This window comes from Bacteroides gallinarum DSM 18171 = JCM 13658 (assembly GCF_000374365.1).
GTDB lineage: Bacteria > Bacteroidota > Bacteroidia > Bacteroidales > Bacteroidaceae > Bacteroides > Bacteroides gallinarum.
This window is the reverse complement of sequence record NZ_KB894140.1, coordinates 1-19,704: the sequence shown is the minus strand read 5'-3', so window position 1 is coordinate 19,704 and position 19,704 is coordinate 1. Positions and strand designations below refer to the sequence as shown.

Annotated in this window: 14 protein-coding genes and 1 pseudogene; 7 read left to right on the top strand and 8 right to left on the bottom strand. The window is 49.6% G+C overall.

What is annotated here, in order from left to right:
- Positions 1-328: 328 nt before the first annotated feature.
- From C233_RS0114210 to C233_RS22750, 3 genes are all read left to right on the top strand, one after another.
- On the top strand, positions 329-535 hold the full coding sequence (locus tag C233_RS0114210; protein WP_018668241.1) for a hypothetical protein: 207 nt from the start codon (positions 329-331) through the stop codon (positions 533-535).
- A 386-nt stretch (positions 536-921) separates the two neighbouring features.
- Positions 922-1,167 (top strand): DUF4248 domain-containing protein, encoded by a 246-nt coding sequence (locus C233_RS0114205; RefSeq protein ID WP_025069257.1) that lies wholly within the window; start codon positions 922-924, stop codon positions 1,165-1,167.
- Positions 1,168-1,839: 672 nt separating this feature from the next.
- Positions 1,840-2,082, top strand: a complete 243-nt coding sequence (locus C233_RS22750; protein WP_018668239.1) for a hypothetical protein — start codon at positions 1,840-1,842, stop codon at positions 2,080-2,082.
- A 4-nt stretch (positions 2,083-2,086) separates the two neighbouring features.
- On the opposite strand, the gene C233_RS0114195 is transcribed toward C233_RS22750, so the two are convergent.
- Together C233_RS0114195 and C233_RS24540 are read right to left on the bottom strand one after the other, a co-directional pair.
- Positions 2,087-4,789: a DUF3987 domain-containing protein gene (locus C233_RS0114195; RefSeq protein ID WP_018668238.1), complete on the bottom strand. Its 2,703-nt coding sequence runs from the start codon at positions 4,787-4,789 to the stop codon at positions 2,087-2,089.
- A gap of 199 nt (positions 4,790-4,988) precedes the next feature.
- Positions 4,989-5,150 (bottom strand): hypothetical protein, encoded by a 162-nt coding sequence (locus tag C233_RS24540; RefSeq protein ID WP_018668237.1) that lies wholly within the window; start codon positions 5,148-5,150, stop codon positions 4,989-4,991.
- 223 nt (positions 5,151-5,373) lie between these two features.
- Here C233_RS24540 and C233_RS0114185 point away from each other — a divergent pair, with 223 nt between their 5' ends.
- Together C233_RS0114185 and C233_RS0114180 are read left to right on the top strand one after the other, a co-directional pair.
- Positions 5,374-8,571 (top strand): TonB-dependent receptor, encoded by a 3,198-nt coding sequence (locus C233_RS0114185; RefSeq protein ID WP_018668236.1) that lies wholly within the window; start codon positions 5,374-5,376, stop codon positions 8,569-8,571.
- A gap of 338 nt (positions 8,572-8,909) precedes the next feature.
- Positions 8,910-10,475: an ATP-binding protein gene (locus C233_RS0114180; RefSeq protein ID WP_025069248.1), complete on the top strand. Its 1,566-nt coding sequence runs from the start codon at positions 8,910-8,912 to the stop codon at positions 10,473-10,475.
- Between the two features lie 176 nt (positions 10,476-10,651).
- Here C233_RS0114180 and C233_RS0114175 read toward each other — a convergent pair whose 3' ends face one another.
- From C233_RS0114175 to C233_RS0114155, 5 genes are all read right to left on the bottom strand, one after another.
- A complete protein-coding gene (locus C233_RS0114175; RefSeq protein ID WP_018668234.1) occupies positions 10,652-11,788 on the bottom strand; it encodes an endonuclease/exonuclease/phosphatase family protein in 1,137 nt (378 codons plus the stop codon).
- Between the two features lie 17 nt (positions 11,789-11,805).
- Positions 11,806-12,762, bottom strand: a complete 957-nt coding sequence (locus C233_RS0114170; RefSeq protein ID WP_018668233.1) for a D-2-hydroxyacid dehydrogenase — start codon at positions 12,760-12,762, stop codon at positions 11,806-11,808.
- 274 nt (positions 12,763-13,036) lie between these two features.
- Positions 13,037-14,305 carry a replication-associated recombination protein A gene (locus C233_RS0114165; RefSeq protein ID WP_025069247.1) on the bottom strand — a complete coding sequence of 423 codons (1,269 nt, stop codon included), beginning with the start codon at positions 14,303-14,305 and terminating at the stop codon, positions 13,037-13,039.
- Positions 14,306-14,316: 11 nt separating this feature from the next.
- Entirely contained in the window at positions 14,317-14,622 is a 306-nt protein-coding gene (locus C233_RS0114160) for a four helix bundle protein (protein ID WP_373278768.1), read from the bottom strand.
- A gap of 194 nt (positions 14,623-14,816) precedes the next feature.
- Positions 14,817-17,402, bottom strand: coding sequence for a DUF5686 and carboxypeptidase-like regulatory domain-containing protein (locus C233_RS0114155; RefSeq protein ID WP_025069246.1), 2,586 nt, complete (start codon positions 17,400-17,402; stop codon positions 14,817-14,819).
- 67 nt (positions 17,403-17,469) lie between these two features.
- On the opposite strand from C233_RS0114155, the gene C233_RS24980 reads away from it, so the two are divergent.
- Both C233_RS24980 and C233_RS0114145 read left to right on the top strand, forming a co-directional pair.
- Complete coding sequence (locus C233_RS24980; RefSeq protein WP_018668229.1) at positions 17,470-17,604, top strand: hypothetical protein; 135 nt, start codon at positions 17,470-17,472, stop codon at positions 17,602-17,604.
- A gap of 991 nt (positions 17,605-18,595) precedes the next feature.
- Positions 18,596-19,180, top strand: a complete 585-nt coding sequence (locus tag C233_RS0114145) for a porin family protein (RefSeq protein WP_018668228.1) — start codon at positions 18,596-18,598, stop codon at positions 19,178-19,180.
- A gap of 254 nt (positions 19,181-19,434) precedes the next feature.
- Here C233_RS0114145 and C233_RS23695 read toward each other — a convergent pair.
- Positions 19,435-19,704: pseudogene (locus tag C233_RS23695) on the bottom strand (IS481 family transposase); the annotation flags it as partial.

Here is a 19,704-nt window from a genome sequence, read left to right as displayed (position 1 = left end):
CGAAATAGCAGCAGATGTACTTAAATTCACCGAATACACCTGCTCACACCGAAATAGCAACAGATGCACTTAACCTTACCCAATATACCCACTCGTACCGAAATAGCAGCAGATACACCCGAATGTACGGATTGCCTTTACCCGACATTAAATTCCGTGTTTTTGTGAATAGTAACAAAAAAGCGTTATCTTTGAGCATCCTTGCTCTCCCGGTGGGAATAGGGTGCGTTTTTTTCGATTGGGGAAACCTTTTTTCCGATTGGGTCAACCCGACGTTTTTTTGTAAGTAATGAGCTTTTTCGTATAAACTAAAAAAAGAAAAAATACAATGGATAAAAATCCTGTGTGCACCTGCCTGATTAAGCAGGATTTAGAGGAAGCCGCCGACCCTTATGAGTTTCTCGACAAAAACTACTCTATTCTCGGAATTGTCGATAATCTGGATAAGCTCTCTAAAAAAGAATTGAAATGTGCATGTTGCCTTTTTGGTGTGGCATTGCAGAAACACTGTAAGAAGAAAAAGGGAAGGTGGTGAAAACTACCGGGTGCAGGACTGCCACTTGCCATTTGCCATAACGGTTTTACAAGTGCTATTACAGTATGATAGTGCCGGTGGCGCCTGCACAAATAATGCCGGTGGTGTCTGTACAACTTTTCTGCCCGTAGGGGAGGGGAGAGGCTGTTCCCAATTACCCTTCCGGACAAAAATAAATTAACGGATATTGCCGGATATAGTTGTGTATCTCGCTGAAAATCATTATCTTTATGTCTGAAAACAAGCAGCCTCCGTACCGGGATATTTCTACATGTAGGGATATGCGGTATACGGAAGATGCCGGGATATTGCCGTACCGTGACGAATGGCATATCGGTATTCGAACATCGTCATACTGTATAGAGGTTACTATAATCTTGGGGTACATGGAAAAATCGGATGAAGATATTGTAGAGAAATCGTTTGTGATGCGTAGTTACGGCAAGGGCGAACTGGCGAGCATGTATATAGCCGGCGTACAGCAACAGACTGCCGTCAAGCAGTTCAATGAATGGGTACGTACCGCCCCCGGACTGGAACGGCAGTTACAGGAAACCGGGCTAACGCCTACCGCCCGCCGATACACGCCTGCGCAGGTACGACTTATTGTAGGAGTGTTGGGGACACCCTGATTAGTCCTGTGCAATATACAACGCTTCGCTCTATATTCCTCTGTATCCTCCTCTAAGCTGTGCAACGCTTTCCCCTGCCTCCCTCCGTGCCCTCCTCTGTGTTTTATAACACTTTCTCCTGCCTCCCTCTGCCTCCTCCTCCTCTGTGTTTTATACCACTTTCCCCTGCCTCCCTCTGCCTCCTCCTCTGTGTTTTATAATACCTTCCCCTGCCTCCCTCCGTGTTCTCCTCTGTGTTTTATAATACTTTCCCCTGCCTCCCTCTGCCTCCTCCTCTGTGTTTTATAACACTTTCTCCTGCCTCCCTCTGCCTCCTCCTCTGTGTTTTATAACACTTTCTCCTACCTTCCTCCATGTCCTCCTCTGTGTTTTATAACACTTTCCCCTGCCTCCCTCCGTGCCCTCCTCTGTGTTTTATAATACTTTCTCCTGCCTCCCCTCCATGTCCTCCTCTGTGTTTTATAAAGCTTTCCCCTGCCTTCCTCCGTGTCCTCCTCTGTGTTTTATAATACTTTCTCCTGCCTCCTCCTCTGCGCCGTGCAACGTTTTCCTCCGCCTTTCTCCGTGCCCTCCTCTGTGTTGTATAACGCTTCCCACCATACAACCCTTTCCCCCTCCACCCCCTAAGGCAAAATAAACCGTCCCCCGGTACAAAATCCTTCGTCCCGCAGGATGAAGCTGACAGCTCCGCGGGACGAATACATCCGCCTTGCGAAACGAGTTTATCCCTCCGGGGTACAGCGTTATACAAACAATAACCCCATGCCCGCACTACGTACCGTAAGACGGGCGCAGGCGGACATGGGGCATCCCACTTTGCAGCAACACCGGAGGAAAGCAGCGGCATCCGTAAATGTTTTTCCGAATGCCGGCATACTTTTCGCCGAAGCCGGCAAGGTTCATTTTAGGGGTTAGGTCCTTATTGACCCTCTTTCCCCCGCCTCTTATTCCGCTTTCGATACCTATCTTTCTGTTTTACAATGAGTTCGTACTCCAAGCCCTTTTTCAGAATACGCTTGGCGGTAGATAGGGACATACCGAAGTTTTGGGCAGCTTCTATGAACTCGGTGTAAGAAAATTTCCTCGGCAAGCCAGCAAGCACCCTGTCGAAACGGTGGAAGTAACGCATGGCTACGGGCGCTTGTCCGGTGTCGGGCAACGTGGTTCCCAACAGCAGGCTGTGTTCGAGGACGGCGGTTACAATCTGCATGGCGGTATCGAAGTCGGTATCGGTACAGCAGTACTCCTTGGCATAGCGGTAGTCGTCCCACTTGCGGAACAGAGTGAGGATAGCCGCCAGACGCATGGCGAGCAGCCCGTGGCGGAAGATGATGCTGCTTGTAGACTCGCGCCCCTCTACCAGCGCCGACTGTAGCCAGCACGAGAAACGCTGGGTGTGGCGCTCCCACTGCTCGGGGGTGAAGGTGACGAGCGTGGGCGACTCGAGCAACAGTTTGTGCATCTCGAACAGCTTCTTCCCAATGTCGCGGAAGTGCGTGCGCAGGTCTACCCGTTCCGCGCCCGGCGAGCATATCTCCCAGCAGAGGCTCGTTTGACGGGTGTAGATAAGGAAGCGGCTGTACAGCCCGTTTTCGTGCGAGTGGAAGAACTGGAGGAACTGCTCCTGCGTGCCCGATATGGCGAGTGCCAGGTGAGGGTGACGCACTACTATCGGGTCGCCGTCGGTTTTGTACGACTGCGAGATTTCCTCGTGGTGGGCTGCCTTGCAGAAGATGTCCTCGTACCTGCCGTAGTCTTGGGTGAGCGACGATACGAGCGTGTTGATTTCGGTAGATGCCATGTGGCAACCCAGTTCGCCGTTCGTGGCGAGCTGCTCCAGCAGGCGGCTCTTGCTGGTGGTGGCAGCGGTTTTCAGGTACTTGCCTTTGGGCTCTTCGGGTTTCTTGGCGACATCCGGGGCACGGTGCTCGCGCTGTGCCTGGTGTACTTCGTTTTCCCATTTTGCCTGCTCCTTGATGAAGGTACGCTTCTGCTCGCGCCGCTGGGTGTCGTAGTAGTCCTGGGTAGCATCCAGCAGGTTATAGGTGAAGGCCATGACGCCTTTTCCCGCACCGGCGGCAGCTACCACGGCAAGGTAGAAGTGGGGGGAGTAGAGTGAGTTTTTATAGAAGAAGCTGACGCCGGGGAACAGGGCGCTGCAACAGTTGAGGCTGCTTAGCAGTATGATGTCACGTTCGCGCGGGTCGGTGGCGTATTGCACGCACTCCTGCAAGAGCAAGGGCAACTGCTTGTACACGTTGTCGGAAATGTAGGGTGACTGGGCACGCAGTTCGTTGTTTTTTTCCAACAAATCTTCTTCTTCTCCTTCGTCGAGGGGGTGCTCGGAGGGTGCATAAGGAACCTGAACGCTATTTTGAACCTTATTTGTTTCTTTCGGTTGCGGAGGGTTTGAACTAACGAATTGATAACCAGCGATTATACGTTTGTGGATGTCTACTGCCGTGAAATCGGAGGCGGCGTAGCGCAAGGCGAATAGGGTGGTTATATTTTCCAGTTCCTGCAAGGAAAAACCTTTACTTCGTGCCACACGTCCCAGCTTCAGTGCAAGGTCGTTCCGCTCGCCGCGGCGGAAGGGGTTGCGGTGTTCGAAGTCGTTGAGGAAGCTGATGAGGAAACCGGGAGCGGCGGTGTTGGTTACAGTGCCGGTTTGGGGATTGCTTACTGCGCCGTTTATAGCATCAGTCTTGGGATTGTTTACTGTGCCGTTTGCAGCATCAGTCTTAGGGTTGTTTACAGTACCGTTTACAACATCAGTCTTGTGATTACTTACAGTACCGTTTCCAGCATCAGTCTTGTGATTGCTTACAGCACCGTTTCCAGCATCGGTCTTGTGATTGCTTACAGCCCCGTTTCCAGCATCAGTCCTGTGATTGTTTACAGCCCCGTTTACAACATCAGTCTTGAAATTACTTACAGCCCCGTTTCCAGCCTTATCCTGACCTGCGTTTGCATTCGCCTCTGCCGTCCCCGGCATCCCCGACGGAACGACAGGCGCGTTTGCCTGCTGTTCCGCCACTCCGTCCCACCGCATCGGGAAAGGCACGGCATCGGGATTGTAGTACGCCCCGGCATCCCAGGAATAGAAGCTGGGCTGCGTCAGTATCTTACACTTGGGGTCGTAGGCATGCCCCGTGTGCAGGCTCACGGCTTGCCCTACGGCGGCGTATAGCTGCTCGTAGCAGCGCTCCACATCGGCGGGAGACACGCGCACGAAAGCCCTTACCCCGCTCTGCGAGAAGCTCTTGTGCGCCACCACCACGTAAGGCAGCTCGCGCAGCAGGCCGCACACCTCGGATGTGCGCAGGCAGGTGTGGTCTATGTCTACCTGCAACAGTCCGCTGTGCCGTACGAGGTTCTTCACGGCATGCCCGCCCAGGCACACGCCCGCAGGCACGATGCAAGGCATACTGTCTTTCACCGCCTGCGCTCCGGCTTCCTGGCCGGGCTGCGAGGCGAGCCGCAGGTATTCTTCTACTTTTGCCTTGAAGATGTTGCTGCGCACTTTGTCTACGTAATCCTGGAGGCTGATAGTCCGTGATGTTTTGCTTCGGACGGAGCCGAACTCGGAGAATTCTACTTCTCCGCTTGTTGAGATTGTCATTAATTATCGACATTAGAGTTAGTACTTGCCGGAAACGGGGCATATCCCCGCACCCCGACGATTGTCGGAACAAAGTTATTGAAAATAAAATAGATAGGCTTTCGTTTTTATACACTTTCAACCCGCTATACGCTTGTACGGCAACCGGTTAGCATTGTAAAAATGTATAAAGCGGCTAACCCCCGTTTTTTGTACTTTCTTAACCATTCAACGCTTTCTCGTGTTCTTTTTCCCTTTTCTCTTTTTTCTTCTCGTAGGCTTTGATGAGCACTTCACTTCTTTTTACTATGCGTTTAAGGGTGCGGTATGTTTCGTCGCTCACCTCGTACTGTTCGTCGGTTACGGTTACAATGCACTCCAATGCTTTCCGGATAAGGTTAAGGCAAATCCAGCCTTCTTTTTTTTGATTTCATGTTTTTATAATATAGTTAAAATTTAAGGCGGCAAAGATATTCTTATTATCCGTCTGTTTTCCCGATTCTTAAAAAATGTAGCAGTAATGTAACATTTCTATATATTATTTTACCTATCTTTGCCAACGTTTTAAGGAATATAACAATTCAAAAAACTAATTAAACCGAATTATGTTAAAAAGACTTAGATGCTTCCTTGCGCTGCTGCTCACCGTGACTGTCGTGGGCGTAAATGCGCAGACTACCACTTCAGCCCTCAGCGGCAAGGTGACCGACGAACAGAACGAGACTGTAATCGGGGCGACGATTGTAGCCGTTCACGAGCCTTCGGGCACTTCTTACGGGGCTATTACCAACGTAGACGGCCGTTATACCATTCAGGGTATGCGTACGGGAGGACCGTACAAAGTGCAGGTGTCTTACGTGGGTTACCAGACTTCCGTATTCAAAGGAATAGTGCTCGAACTGGGCAACACGTACATGCAGAATGTAACCATGCACCCCAGCTCGGAACTGCTGGACGAGGTCGTGGTAGTGGCGGATGCCAAGACCAGGGATGGTGCTGCCACCAATTTCTCTGCCAGGGCTATCGAGAATACGCCTACCGTAGACCGTGACATATACGACATCGTGAAGAACAGCCCGCTTGCCATGACTTCCAAGAACGGCGGCATTACCTTCGTGGGCTCCAACAACCGCTACAACAGTTTCCAGATAGACGGTACGGTGGCCAACGACGTGTTCGGCCTCTCTGCCGGCGGTACGAACGGCGCACAGACGGGCGCCAATCCTATCTCTATGGATGCCATTCAGGAAATCCAGGTGGTGGTGGCTCCTTACGATGTCCGCCAGAGTGGATTTACCGGGGGTGGTATTAACGCCATTACCAAGCAGGGTACGAACGAAACGCACGGTTCGGCCTATACTTATTTCAATAACCAGAATATGTATGGCAAGTACAGTGCTGTGCGCGATTATGAGAAGTCGCCGATGTCGCAGCAGTTCGACCGTACGTACGGCGGTACGCTGGGCGGTGCGCTTATCAAGAACAAGTTGTTCTACTTCGTGAGTGCCGAGGGGCAGAAGAACAGTTATCCCTCGAGCGTCTATCCGGGTTATACTACCAATTATATTACCAGCGCCACTGCCAAGCAGATTGCCGACCAGTACAAGAAGCTTACCGGCATCGACGAGGCTTACGGCGCACGCGACATCGAGCAGAAGTCTTTCGGCCTGTTGGCGCGTATAGACTGGAACATCAGCGAGAAGCATAAACTGGCTGTGCGCTACCAGCACAACAACTCTTATAAGGATGTGTATGGGGCTAACTCTACCACGTATTATTTCGGCAACAGTGGTTACCGGATGAACAATAAGATGAACTCCATTGTGGCGGAGCTGAACTCGCGCCTGGGCGATAATCTGTATAACGAGCTGCGTGCCTCGGGTACGTTCGTGCGCGATTACCGCGACACGGAGTATGCAGGCCCGTGCGTGCAAATAAGTAATGTGGTGGGTGGCGACGGTGCTACGAAGATTACCGCCAACATCGGTACGGAGTTTTCGTCGGGTGCCAACAGCTTAGACCAGGATGTGTATAGTTTCGAGGACAATCTGTCCTGGTATTTGGGTAACCATACGCTGACGTTCGGTACGCACAACGAGATTTACAGAATCAGCAATCTCTTTATCCAGGCATCGGATGGTGCGTGGTATTATAACTCGCTGGATTATTTCTTGCAGGACAAGCCTTATAAGTTTACTTATAAGTATAGCGACCCGGATATTACGGGCGGCAACTTGAAGTATGCTCCGGTGATGAAGGCGGGTCAGTTCGGCTTCTATGCCCAGGATAAATGGGTGGTGTCGAGGGATTTCAACTTTACTTACGGTATCCGTTTCGATATTCCTTTGTTGTTCAACAAACCTACTGTGAACGGTGCTTTCAACGACTTTGCCGCCGAGCGTGGCATGGGTGTGCGTGTGGGTGAGACTCCGGGCGCCAAGCTTATGGTTTCGCCGCGTGTGGGTTTCAGTTGGTACACCGACGAGGAGCACCGCACGCTTATCCGCGGCGGCGTGGGTATCTTTACGGGGCGTGTGCCGTTCGTATGGCTCAGCAACTCGTTCAACAACACGGGTATGGAGCAGAAGGGTACTACGCTGCAACCTAAGGATGCTTCGGGCAAGAACGATACCAACGAGGCTCCGTCGCTGGGGCAGTACAAGGATAATCCGCTTTCTGCGGCTACCGGAAGCATGAAGCAGGATATCGTGACTACGGACAAGAATTTCAAGTATCCGCAGGTGTTGCGTGCTAACCTGGCGTGGGAGCAGTTCTTGCCGGGCAGTGTGAAGATGACGTTGGAGGGTGTTTACTCCAAGACTATGAATAATGTGTTCTTCGAGAATCTTGCGCTGGTGGACAATGGAATGGTGTATGCCGTTCCGGGTGTAGAGGCGTCTGCCGCTCCTTCGTACAAGGTGCAGGCGGGTGATTATTATTCTATCATTAACTTGAAGAATACGGACAAGGGGTATAGTTACGCGCTGTCTGCCTTGCTGGAGAAGCATTTCGGCTGGGGTTTGGATATGTCTGCTTCTTATACTTTCGGGCATTCCAAGTCGGTGAACGACGGCAATTCTTCTGTTGCTTATTCTAACTGGAAGTACAATTATTCCCGCGATACGAACAGTGGCAACGAGCTGGGTTTCTCCAAGTTCGACATTCCGCACCGTGTCATGGCGCAGGTGGCTTATACTACTCCGAAGTATTGGAACAACTGGATGAGTACTTCTATTTCGGTTATCTACAACGGTTTCTCGGGCAACCGTTACAGCCTGACGATGAACGAGACTTCGGACTTCAACGGTGACGGCCAGAAGGGTAATTCGCTGCTGTACATCCCTACGGATGAGGAGCTGGCTCTGATGAGTTTTGCGGATGCCGTAAACAAGAAGACGGGCGAGGTTACCATGACTGCTGAGGAGAGCCGCCAGGCTTTCAAGCAGTGGATAGAGGGTGATGCTTATGCCAAGAATCACCGCGGGCAGTATGCCGAGCGTAACTCCAACCTCACCAAGTGGGAGCACGAAATCAACTTGCACCTGGCGCAGACTATTTATAATCCCAAGGGTTTGGGTAAGCTGGAGTTTACTTTCGATATTATCAACTTCGCCAATATGCTGAACAAGAAGTGGGGCGCCACTTATGGCTCGCTCTACAACCTTTCACCGCTTTCCGTTACGGAGCTGACAACGGTGAACGGCCAGACTACGCCCAAGTATATTTACAACAAGGCCGAAATCAGTAAGAGCGACGTATCCTCACGCTGGCATGCACAGGTGGGAATTCGGTTGACGTTCTGATAGGAGAAGGTTTACTGCGGATTACGCGGATTATAATAGGTGCATTGCAGGTAATGCGGATTGCACGGATTGAATAGGTGTGTTACGAGTTACCGCAGATTGCACGGATTAGATAGATTTATTGTAGTTCACCACAGATTACCACGGATTAACACAGATTATTTTAATATTTGCTTATAAAATAAATCTGTGTTAATCCGTGGTAATCTGTGGTGAACCCGTATTTTGAAATAGTTCGCCATTTATTTGTATAGCTACGATTTATCAGTTACTTTTGTTTTATCCTGCCCGGACAGACGGGATGATATCCGAAAAGCAACGACTGGTATGATTGTATGATAAGACAGATGCGTAAATTGCCGATAGGCATACAGACTTTTGAGAGTATACGTCAGGGTGATTTCCTTTATGTGGATAAGACGGCTATGGTTTATCAGATAGCCCATATAGGAAAGCCTTATTTCCTGAGCCGCCCCCGCCGCTTTGGTAAGAGCTTGTTGCTCTCTACTTTCGAGGCTTATTTCCTGGGACGTAAGGACTTGTTCCGGGGGCTTGCCCTCGAAAAGTTGGAGACTGAATGGACGGAGTATCCCGTGCTGCATCTGGACTTGAATGCCCGGAAATATGAGGTTGCCGGGGATTTGGATGCGATGCTCAACCAGTATTTGGAGGGGTGGGAGCAGAGGTATGGATGCGGGAAACGGGAACGTAGCCCCGAGGAACGCTTCGCTTATGTGATAGAGCAGGCGTATTTACAGACCGGCAAAGGGGTGGTGGTTCTTATAGACGAGTATGACAAGCCGTTGCTTCAGGCGCTTCTGGACGGTGCGTTGCTGGAAGAGTACCGCCGTATGTTGAAGGCTTTTTACGGTGTCTTGAAAAGTTGCGACCGTTATCTGCGTTTTGTCTTTCTGACGGGTGTTACCAAGTTTGCCCAAGTCAGCGTGTTCAGCGACCTGAATCAGTTGAACGATATCAGCATGAAGCTGCCTTATGCCGAGATTTGCGGTATAACTAAAGGGGAGTTGCAGCAGGTGTTCCGTCCGGAGTTGGAGTGTCTGGCGGCAAGGTACGGGCTTTCTTTCCATGATATGGTCGATAAAATGGAGTGTCAGTACGACGGTTATCATTTTCATCCCGAAGGGGCTGGTATGTTCAATCCTTTCAGCGTGTTGAATGCTTTCGATGCGGAGGAGCTCGGCAACTACTGGTTTCAGACGGGTACGCCTACGTATCTGGTGGACTTGTTGAAGCAGAGCGATTATGACCTGAGGCTTCTGATAGACGGTATTGAAACCACCGCACCTGCTTTCAGCGAGTACCGGGCGGAGGTGAATAATCCGTTGCCTATGATTTACCAGAGCGGGTATCTCACCATAAAGGGGTATGACAGGGAGGTGGAGTTGTATACATTGAGGTTTCCCAATGACGAGGTGCGTTATGGTTTTCTGAATTTCCTGGTTCCGTATTATACCCGTGTGTCTGACGATGAGACGGGTTTCCATATTGCCAAATTCACCCGCGAGCTTCGTGCGGGGGATGTGGATGCTTTCATGGAACGACTGAAAGTGTTCTTTGCCGGTATTCCGTATGAGTTGAGCAATGGTAACGAACGGCATTACCAGGCTATTTTCTATATTGTCTTTGCTTTAATGGGGCAGTTTGTGGAGACTGAGGTGCGTAGCGCCCGCGGGCGTGCCGATGCTGTCGTGAGGACTTCCGGCAATGTGTTCGTGTTCGAATTCAAGCTGGACGGTAGTGCTGAGGAGGCTATGAAACAGATTGACGAGAAGGGGTATCTCATTCCTTACAGATTGGACGGGCGTACTCTTGTAAAGGTGGGAGTGAATTTCAGCAAGGAAACGCGGAATATAGAACGGTATGTAGTGGCGACGGGCGAATGACGGTTGGGGTGTAGCCGGTTCACTGGTTTATTACGGATTAGCACAGATTTATTTTAATATTTGCTTGTAGAATAAATCTGTGCTAATCCGTGTAATCTGTGTAATTCGTGTAATCTGTGTTAATCCGCGTAATCTGTGTTAATCCGCATAATCTGTGTTAATTCGTGTAATCTGTACTAATCCGTATAATCTGTGGTGACTCCGTATTTTACCGTGAACAGTACCGGATTATGGTCGCTGCACAAGTCCAGGCTGGGCGAGCGGTAGTCGATACAGTCGAGTTCGGGCGAGTGGAAGGCGTAGTCGATGCGCAGCAGGCGTTTGCCGTAGCGGTAGGTGTACATGTAGCCGTGGCCGCCGGTCTTGAAGCCGTCTTTAAGGATTTCGGATAGTTGGTGGTAGGTGTAGGACGAGGGCAGGGAGTTGAAGTCGCCGCACACGAGTACGGGGTGGGGGCTGGCAATGGCGAGGTGGCAGATGCTGTCGGTTTGGGCGGCACGTTTCACGAAGTTTTCGTGCAGGGTTTCTGCGGCGTCTTGTACGGCTTGCGCCTCGCGGCGGGTGTTGTCGGTGGCGAGTTCGCGTTCCCATTTCTTACGGTTCTGGCTGACGCTGGTGGTTTGCAGGTGGTTGTTGAGCAAGCGGAGGGTGTCTGTGCCCAGAACGATGTCGCATGTCATGCTGCAATTGGCGCTGTGGGGGTAGGTGATGAAGCGCCCGCCGGCAAGCGGGTAGCGGCTGAATACGGCAATGGGGAGGATGCCGCGTACGGAGTCGCCTGCGGGGATAAGCGTGTATTGCCAGTGGGAGAGGACACGGCGCAGGCTGTCTGCCGGAAAGCGTTTGTTGCCTCCGAATTCTTGGAAGCAGAGTACGTCGACGTGTTGCTGTTGCATGTACTTGGCTATCTCTTTACAGGAGTAGCCGGTGGTTTCGTTCCCGAAGTTATGTACGTTGTAGGTGGCTACGGTGAGGTAGCCGCTGGGCTTGCCTTGCCGGTTCTGTGCCAGGGCGGAAGGGGGTATTTCGCCGGCGGAGCCGAAGCAGATAACTGCTGTCAGGTATTCCCAGTTGAAGAGGAAGGCTATCAGCGGTACGAATGCCCATTTTTTGCGTGCCAGCGCCCAGCAGAGCGAGGTTATCAGGCAGCAGAGGAGCAATACCGGTACGGCAAGCCCGAGCAGGGGCATCACGGTGGATTCTGCCGGGTGGTAGTGTCCGGAGCGAGATGCTACGATAGTGGTAATAGCCAAAATGAATGTGGCAATTATCAGTATCAGATGAATGAGGCCTTTAACGGCGGCTTTTCCCATGGACGGTTGGAGGTTGGTTATTTTATTACTGCATTAATCGGCTTTCCGTCTATGAAGGCTTTCACGTTGTCCAGCATGATTTGCATGAGGCGTTCGCGGGCGGCGGCGCTTGCCCAGGCGATGTGCGGGGTGATGTAGCAGTTACGGGCGGTGAGCAACGGGTTGTCGGCACGGGGCGGTTCTTGTGAGAGTACGTCCAGTCCGGCGGCAAGGATAGTGCCGTTGTTCAGGGCGTCGGCAAGGTCTTGCTCGTTGATGAGGGGGCCGCGTCCGGTGTTGATGAGAATGGCGTTGGGTTTCATCTGTTTGAGGCGTGCGGCGTTGACCAGTTCGCGGGTGGAGTCGGTCAGGGGGCAGTGCAGGCTGATGATGTCGCAGTTGGCAAAGAGTTCATCGAGTTCTGTTTTCTTGATTTCGGGGGGAAGCTGGAAGGGGGATTTGGAGGTGTATGCGTGTACTTCCATGCCGAAGCCGATAGCGATGCGGGCGGTGTTGTAACCGGTTTGTCCCAGGCCGATGATACCGATTTTCTTGCCGCGCAGCTCGATAAGCGGGGTGTCCCAGAAGCAGAAATCGGGGTTGTTGCTCCAGCGGCCTTTGCGTACTTCGTCGGTGTAGTGTTGTACTTGTTGGGTGATGTTGAGGATATGGGCAAAGACCATTTGTGCAACCGAGGGGGTGCTGTATGCCGGGATGTTGGTTACGATGATGCCCCGTTCTTTTGCGGCAGCGGTATCGATAATGTTGTACCCGGTAGCGAGCACGCCGATGTATTTCAGCTCGGGCAGGGCTGCTATGGTTGCTGCATCGAGTACGACTTTGTTTGTCAGCAGGATTTCTGCTCCGGCAGCGCGTTCAAGTACTTCGGCAGGAGCGGTGCGGTCGTAAATGGTACATTCGCCCAAACTTTTCAATTCTTCCCAGGAGAGGTCTCCCGGATTAGCGGCATAGCCGTCGAGAACTACTATTTTCATAATGTGGTATGTTTTTAATTTATTCCTTTTCTTAATATGCTGTCGTTTTCTTATCTTGTTTATTTTCTTTTAGCTTGATTCATAAATGGGTACTCATCGGCTGAAAGAAATTCCTGATTCATTTTTGGGGGGCTAATTTCTTTTTATCTTTCATCCTAAACTCATAAATCAACACTTGCATATTAGAATTCTTAATTCATCTCTCTTGAGTTCCTAATACCCTTTTATCTTTCAGCATAAATCTGAAATCATAATTCATAATTCCTACCTCCTTTCATCCCTCTCTTTTCCCCCACAGCCTTTCCATTCTCTCTTTGTGCTTCTGCTCGGCAGGATTATCCTGCGGTTGCCAGATGCGGCGGGTTTTCAGTTCGTCGGGAAGGAATTGCTGGCGGACAAAATTGCCGGGGTAGTCGTGGGCGTACTTGTAGTTGTCGCCGTAACCCAGTTGTTTCATCAGCTTGGTGGGGGCGTTGCGCAGATGCAGGGGAACGGGCAGGTTACCCGTCTGTCTCACCAGTTCGAGGGCATCGTTGATTGCCATGTAAGCGGAGTTGCTCTTGGGGCTGGTGGCGAGGTAGATAGTTGTCTCTGCCAGTGGGATGCGTCCTTCAGGCCAGCCTACCTTCATAATGGTGTCGAAGCAGGCGTTGGCAAGTAGCAGGGCGTTGGGGTTTGCCAGTCCGATATCTTCGGAGGCGGAGATAACGAGGCGGCGGGCTATGAAAGCGGGGTCTTCGCCACCTTCTACCATGCGCGCCAGCCAGTAGATAGCGCCGTCGGGGTCGCTGCCGCGGATAGACTTGATGAAGGCGGAGATGATGTCGTAGTGCATCTCTCCGTCTTTGTCGTAGGCAAGCGGGTTTTGTTGGAGGCACTCCGTCACCATTTCGTCGGTGATAACGACCGGGTCGCCGGCTTCGGACTGCACAACGAGGTCGAGGATGTTGAGCAGTTTGCGGGCATCGCCGCCGCTGTAACGGAGCATGGCGGTGGTTTCCCTAAGTTCTATCTGCCGCTCTTTCAGTTGGACATCTGTGGTTATGGCGCGTTGCAGGAGTTCCAGCAGGTCGTCCTTTTCCAGCGATTTCAGTACGTAGAGCTGGCAGCGGGAGAGCAGCGGACGGATTACTTCGAACGAGGGATTTTCCGTGGTAGCGCCTATCAGTGTCACTGTGCCTTGCTCCACTGCGCCGAGCAGTGAGTCTTGCTGCGACTTGCTGAAACGGTGTATTTCGTCGATAAACAGTATCGGGCTTGCCTGCGAGAAGAAACGGTTGCTCTTGGCGCGGTCTATCACGTCGCGTACGTCTTTCACGCCGCTGGTTACGGCGCTGAGGGTGTAGAACGGTGTTTCCAGCTTGTGGGCTATAATCTGCGCGAGTGTCGTCTTGCCTACTCCCGGCGGGCCCCACAGTATGAATGAGGAGATGCGTCCTGCATCAATCATCTTGCGCAGTACCGCTCCTTGTCCTACCAGGTGTTTCTGGCCGATGTACTCGTCTAATGTCTTTGGCCGAAGCCGCTCTGCTAATGGTTGCATAAAATTAGGGGTTAGGGATTAGTGATTAGGGGGCAGAGGTTCTTTTTACGGGGAATGATAGAAGATGTTAGCATTTTCATAAGTTCCGTACAATCTGTATCCAAAGAAACATTTTGTTCTGTGGTGATATGGTCTGTTTTATTTAGCAATTCGAGCTTGTATAGGGTTTCAGAACGCTCTTTTTGAGCAATGGAATATTTGTGTATAAAGTCGGCAGGGGATTCGGCAAACAGTCCTTCCCTGATATTGGCTCCCACCGATGTACCGCTTCTTAATATTTGCTTAGACATAATTCTTTCTTGTTTTATTTCATTCAAGAAATTATATAGATTTACAATGCGTATAGCAAAGTTAATTGATTTATTTTTCAATACTCCCTTTCTCGTAACTTCTAATTGCTAACTTTTCATTATTAATCGCGCATTGCTCATTGCTCATCACTCATCACTCATGCTCATTGCTCATCACTCATGCTCATTGCTCATCGCTCATTACTCATCACTACCCCCCCCTAAAATATCATTAATATCATAAACCGCACTCCGCCTTTCTTCACCCCCGGAATGTCGGTGTAGGTGAGGCGGCGCACGTATTCGATGTGCAGCAACTTGAAGATGTTGTAGATGCCTACGCTGGCTTCGACGTAGGGCGTATGCCCCATGACATGGCTGGTGGGCATGCCGTCGCGCATAGGAAAGAGAAACAGGTCGGGGTTGCTGCTTTTATATGGGTTGTTCTTGTCCGTCAGTGTGCCCCACATGCCGCGGATGCGGAACATCTCTCTCCACTTTAGCTTCTTGATGAGGGGGATGCGGTTGAAGAGTTTCCCGTTCATGTCGTAGCTTAGGGCGAGCGAGGCGTAGCGGTCGTTCAGGAATTCCATATTGTCGATGAGGTTGAACGATTCGTTGTTCTGGGTGATATACGAGAGGTTTGCCATGGGCAGGTTCAGCAACGGGAAGGGTACGGTGTTCCACTGCGCACCGGCGCGGGCGGTGACGTCCAGCTTGCCCCACGACCCGAACCAGAAACGTTTGCGGATGCTGGCTTCCGTGAGGTTGAAGTTGTATTCGCCTCCCAACACGCCTTTCAGCCCCACGGTGTGCGAGAGCGAGAAGATAGGTGCGTCCAGCGATACGGGTACGCGGCGCTGCTTGGTGTTGACGAATGTTTCGCCCGGAGCGTAGCGCAGCGTCAGCCCCAGCTCGGAGGTGGTGATGTCGTGTACCAGCGTGTTCTTTTCGTCCCATTTGCCGGGGGTAGTGCCGTTGTTTTTCCAGTATTGCAGCATGCCGGCGGGTTGGTCGTTGCGGTGGCGTGCCATTGCCTTTACGGAGAAGCCCGACTGGGTTTCCAGCTCGTAGGTCAGGGTGGCGTCGCGCATGTATGACATTTGGTCTACGGTAGTCCATTTCCAGCCTACGAACAGGTTGTCTTTGTCCGTTGCCAGGTATTTGTCCATGGGTGACATTACGTCGTACGTGTATTGGAAGGCGAGGTAGTGCTTGGGGAATTCCCAGAGTACGTACTCGCGCTTGTTGAAGGAGTAGGCTGCCTGTCCGGAGTAGAACCATTTCTTGTCGCGCGTACCGTATGCTCCGTAGCCGCTGAAGCTCCAGTGGGGGTGCAGGTTGCCGGTGGTCATACCGCTCAGACGGAAACGTGTTCCGTTTACGTAGTTGCTGGTAATCATGGTGTTGATTGGACCGAAGTCGAACTTGCTGGGGTGTTTCTTGCTACCTGTTTCCACGAAGTTCTCAATGAGTGCTTTCGCTCCGAAGATAACGTACTTGAAGCCGGGTATCTGCTCGATGCGGTTCATAAACACGTCCATGGAGCTTTCTTTCTTGGTGAGTGGTACTTGGCGTACTTTAGCCCAGTATTCGTCGCTCTTGGCGAGCATGTTGGCTTCTTTGATAACGCTGCCTTTCAGACGGAACAGGCGGGGTTCTATTTCGTCGAACTTGTAGTTACTGTATTTGGTGGTGCGTTGTACTTCCAGCCCTTGTATGCCTTTCATCAGGGCGAGTTCTACGGTCATGTCGTCGTCGGTGAGTACCCAGTTGCTGTCGGGCAGTTGTTCGAACTGCTGCACGATGTCGAGGTTTTCCACGAAGTTGACGCCGGTTTTCTTGGGGAGGTTCATCACGGCTTTCTTCACGGCGTAGGTGGAGTCTTTCACTACGTACAGGTGTCCGGTGAAGCCGAAGTCTTGCGAGTTCTGGGGCACGAAGGTGAGGTGTACGCATTCTTGCTTGTCTACCATGAGTGTGTCCATGAGGTAGAATTTATAGAAGCTGATAGCTCCGCGCCCGATTGGGCTGACGAAGCGGCGTTGCAGCAGGCGGATGTCGTCGTCGTAGATGTTGACATCGGAGAATACGTCGGTAAGGATAGTGCCCAGCATGTCGCCTGTGTTGAAGAATTCTTCGATGCCGTTGGAGTTCATGCCTTCGATTATGGTTTTCTCGCTCTTGGGGCTTTTGCGGTAGATTGTTCTGGAGGCTGTCTCTTTAATGGAGATAGGCAGAATCAGTTTGCCTGTCTTGGGCGATACTTCTACCTGGTCTTTGAAGAAGGAGAATTTCTTGTAGATGCCTTTTTCCATTTTCTCGGGTGTGACGTCGTTGATAGACATCTTCATCTTCTCGTATTTCTGGTACTGGTAGTAGTCGTTTTCCTCGAGTTTCAGGGCTTTCTTGTTCGCAATGACTTTCTTCATGAACTCCACGGCGGGGTTGTTCTTGCGCGAGTATTTCTCTTTCTTGGGTTTTACGACGACTTCGGACAGCATCACGTCGGCGGGTGTCAGCTTTACGTTGAGTACTTTGGTGTCCGGAGTGATTTTCACTTTCTTGGTGATATAGCCTATGGCGGAGAATGTCAGCTCGTCCCAGCCTTTGTGTGTTTCTACCTGGTATTCGCCGTCGGCATTGGAGATGCTGCCTACGCCTTTTCCTTCGTACTGTACGGTGATGTACATCAGCGGTTCGTGGGTAAGGGAGTCTGTAATGACGCCTTTTATTTGTGCTGATGCGCCGACAGGGGCGGATAGTAGAAACAAAAGGAATATGGTAATGCTATATAGTTGCTTCATACATTTCATAATCAAGGCGCAAAGTTAACAATTTACTGTCAATCAAGAAGCAAATATATTTTAAAGAATGAGAGGGATGTTTAAGGGGGCAGGAAAGAAGGAGGGGATGAAGGTGGGAGGGATGTTCTTTGTATGCGTGTATGAGATGCGGTGGGGGTATGGGGTGTGTAAGGTATGTATGGGGTGTGTGATGTGTGTATGAGGTGTATGTATGAGGTGTGCGATGTGTGTATGAGGTATGTAATGTATATGTATATGTATGAGATATGTAATGTATATGTATGAGGCATATATTTAAGGTCTATGATATATGTATATGGTATGCGGTATATATAAATGTATAGGCGTGGAATCCGGTATGTTGAATTAAGCAAGGCTTAATCTGATAGTCGCGTATAACAAAGAATAATATTGTAAACGAAAAACAGATTAGGTTATGACAGCATCAGAAAATGGTTAATCGAGGACAGGTTTTGTGAATTAGTCAAGGCTTAATCTAACAGTTACGTATAATTAAAGAATAGTTTTGTAACAGAAAACAGATTAGGTTATGACAGCATCAGAAAATGGTTAATCGAGGACAGTTTTTGTGAATTAATCAAGGCTTAATCTAACAGTTACGCATAAAAAGAATAATTTTGTAACAGAGAACAGATTAAGTTATGACAGCATCAGAAAATGGTTAATTGAGGACGGTTTTTGTGAATTAGTCAAGGTTTAATCTAACAGTTGCGTATAATAAAGAATAATTCTGTAACAGAGAACAGATTAGGTTATGACAGCATCAGAAAACGGTTAATCGAGGACAGTTTTTGTGAATTAGTCAAGGCTTAATCTACCAGTTGCGTATAATAAAGAATAATTCTGTAACAGAAAACAGATTAAGTTTTGGTTATTACAGGTGTGTAAATCGGGCTATATCAGCAAGGGAGATATTAAATAGGTGTAACTTCTTGGTACAGGCCGTACCCTCTATCCGGTGGTTTTTAGGAGGAAAATATCGTATTGTCCCTTGCTTTCTTATTATTCTATTTAGACCTTGTTTCTTTTTATTTTTCACCCTTTTGTTTATTAATATTGACCGAATAGTACATGATTTGGATGTAATAGTGATAGATAGGATAAGCTGGTGTTTTTTTAATTTTACACAATTGAATATTTTTGTGTTATCAAATCACAAAATATAATGTATTATGAAAAAGTTATTTGTATTGGCTTTGGTCGCAATGGTATCTACGGTATCTTTTGCGCAAATTTCCTGGAATGCAAAAGCAGGTATTAACATGAGTAAACTGACCGGTCTTGAGGACACTAAGATGAAAGTGGGTTATCAGGTCGGTGTAGGCATGGAATATGCTTTTACCGATATGTGGTCTATCCAACCCTCGCTGATGATTGTGGGTAATGGTGCTAAGTTTGATTATGGTAGTGGAGATTCGGAAAAGTTCAAACCTACATATCTGCAAATTCCTATTATGGCAGCAGGTCGTTTCCCGGTATCGGAGAGCGTGAACATCGTAGGTAAGGTGGGACCGTATCTGGGCTTAGGCTTGGGCGGCAAGTGTGACGGCGAAAAGATTTTCAAATACGATGAAGATACCGGTGAAGGCTGGGATGCCAACCGTTTTGACTTCGGATTAGGATTTGGCGTGGGTGCTGAATTCGGACAATATCTGGTAGGTCTTGATTTCTTGTTCGGTCTTACTGAAGTAATAGATGCAGGTAAAGATTCTCCGAAGAATATGTCTATCGCTCTCTCAGTAGGCTACAAATTCTAAGTACAAAAACATATATACAGACTGAATTAAACTATTTTTCTTTTATTGTACTGCGTTTAGTATGGGGTATGGTTATTATTATGACCATGCCCCCTTTTTTGTGTATCTTATAGTGACGGAGGCAGCTGCTTTAAAAAACGGAGGGAATTTTTCATAGGATGAATATTTTGCTTTACGGAGTAGGTGTTATGCTTTATGGAGTAGGTGTTATGCTTTACGTGTAATAGTCAAGACTTGCTCTGACATTTGTTTTACTATCGGACAAAACAACTGTCAGTTGTTTGTTGCGAAGTTACGCAACTTTCTTCACTCTCACAACCGAATGGCGTTTTACCAACCTCATTCGGTTTTATTGTTTCCTGATTTTGTAGTTGATACTTCCTTGCGACGGCTATTCCTTCGATAAAAGTCTGCATTGGCGTTTTCCCGAAACAATACTTTCCGGAGTGTGTTCTTTCCGTGTTGTAAGAGTTCATCCACGCATCAAGGTCAGTTTGCAGCTGCTCAATAGAGGTATAAATTTT

Coding starts and splice junctions, on each gene's coding strand:
- C233_RS0114210 (WP_018668241.1), top strand. CDS start 329: ATGGATAAAAATCCTGTGTGCACCTGCCTGATTAAGCAGGATTTAGAG.
- C233_RS0114205 (WP_025069257.1), top strand. CDS start 922: ATGGAAAAATCGGATGAAGATATTGTAGAGAAATCGTTTGTGATGCGT.
- C233_RS22750 (WP_018668239.1), top strand. CDS start 1,840: ATGAAGCTGACAGCTCCGCGGGACGAATACATCCGCCTTGCGAAACGA.
- C233_RS0114195 (WP_018668238.1), bottom strand. CDS start 4,789: ATGACAATCTCAACAAGCGGAGAAGTAGAATTCTCCGAGTTCGGCTCC.
- C233_RS0114185 (WP_018668236.1), top strand. CDS start 5,374: ATGTTAAAAAGACTTAGATGCTTCCTTGCGCTGCTGCTCACCGTGACT.
- C233_RS0114175 (WP_018668234.1), bottom strand. CDS start 11,788: ATGGGAAAAGCCGCCGTTAAAGGCCTCATTCATCTGATACTGATAATT.
- C233_RS0114170 (WP_018668233.1), bottom strand. CDS start 12,762: ATGAAAATAGTAGTTCTCGACGGCTATGCCGCTAATCCGGGAGACCTC.
- C233_RS0114165 (WP_025069247.1), bottom strand. CDS start 14,305: ATGCAACCATTAGCAGAGCGGCTTCGGCCAAAGACATTAGACGAGTAC.
- C233_RS0114155 (WP_025069246.1), bottom strand. CDS start 17,402: ATGAAGCAACTATATAGCATTACCATATTCCTTTTGTTTCTACTATCC.
- C233_RS24980 (WP_018668229.1), top strand. CDS start 17,470: ATGAGAGGGATGTTTAAGGGGGCAGGAAAGAAGGAGGGGATGAAGGTG.
- C233_RS0114145 (WP_018668228.1), top strand. CDS start 18,596: ATGAAAAAGTTATTTGTATTGGCTTTGGTCGCAATGGTATCTACGGTA.